This window comes from Halococcus thailandensis JCM 13552 (genome assembly GCF_000336715.1).
GTDB lineage: Archaea > Halobacteriota > Halobacteria > Halobacteriales > Halococcaceae > Halococcus > Halococcus thailandensis.
In genome coordinates this window covers 1-798 of record NZ_AOMF01000031.1, presented here as the reverse complement: position 1 = coordinate 798, position 798 = coordinate 1, and the positions used below count along the sequence as shown (strand labels likewise).

The window sequence follows — 798 nt, the reverse complement described above, 5'->3', positions numbered from 1 at the left end:
TCATCGTTTTCCTCGGCTTGTTCCGACTCCTCATTCTGTGGCTGTTGTCCAGCACCGCCCTGCTTGCTGGACGGTGTGTGGGCGTTTTCATACTTCTTGAGACGTTTTTCGAGCTCTTCGATTCGCTCGTTCTGGGCAGCGTTTTGCTGACGAAGAAATGCGTTCTCAGCGAGAAGAGCGAGATCTCGTTGAGGTAGGATCGTCCGACCCACAGAACGGATCGCCGAGGTCGAACGACCCGGCGATCCGTCAGGCCCGGAAAGCACGATTAGCGGCTGTTCGTCCTGCTCTTCCCTGAGAGCTACGATTTCGTCTTAGCTGTTTCGCTAAACAGATACTACCCCGTGCTGATTAGTGAACGTTATGAAAAATCACCAAATTGAGACAAACAATTAAGTTATCGGGACATCTGCTACTATATGTGAGAAAACAAATCATCAGCCTTGGAACAGGCGCGGGCAGCTTCGTCGCTAAAATAGAAGACGGAGCTAGAAAATGAGTTCAGGTTATCATATAATTGGTGGCGGAATCGTTGGAGCTAGTATTGCCTACCATCTAAGTTGTCGAACCGACGCTCCGGTTGTCGTACACGAACAAGGCGAGTTGGCATCCGAGACTACTCGGAAATCTCTCGCTTTCTTTGGCTACTATGGTGACAACTTCCAGTACCAAATGAAGCGGTACGCAATGGATCTCTACAACCAATTTTTTGGTCGTGTCGCAAAGTCCTCTAGACTTTGCCTCTGGTAGCCTCGACTGTGAGGTCACAGCTCATGGTTGTTTTGGTTGATCGGTTGA

The 798-nt window shown here is 49.5% G+C and carries 1 protein-coding gene and 1 pseudogene; one reads left to right on the top strand and one right to left on the bottom strand.

Features of this window, described 5'->3' with window-relative positions; genetic code table 11:
* Nucleotides 1-266 (bottom strand): annotated as a pseudogene (locus C451_RS24475) (IS66 family transposase); the annotation flags it as partial.
* A 229-nt stretch (nucleotides 267-495) separates the two neighbouring features.
* Here C451_RS24475 and C451_RS24230 point away from each other — a divergent pair.
* Entirely contained in the window at nucleotides 496-750 is a 255-nt protein-coding gene (locus C451_RS24230) for an FAD-dependent oxidoreductase (RefSeq protein WP_080503422.1), read from the top strand.
* The last annotated feature ends 48 nt before the right edge of the window (nucleotides 751-798 follow it).

Excerpts from the sequence above, each read along its gene's own strand:
- C451_RS24230 (WP_080503422.1), top strand. The coding sequence starts at position 496 with ATGAGTTCAGGTTATCATATAATTGGTGGCGGAATCGTTGGAGCTAGT.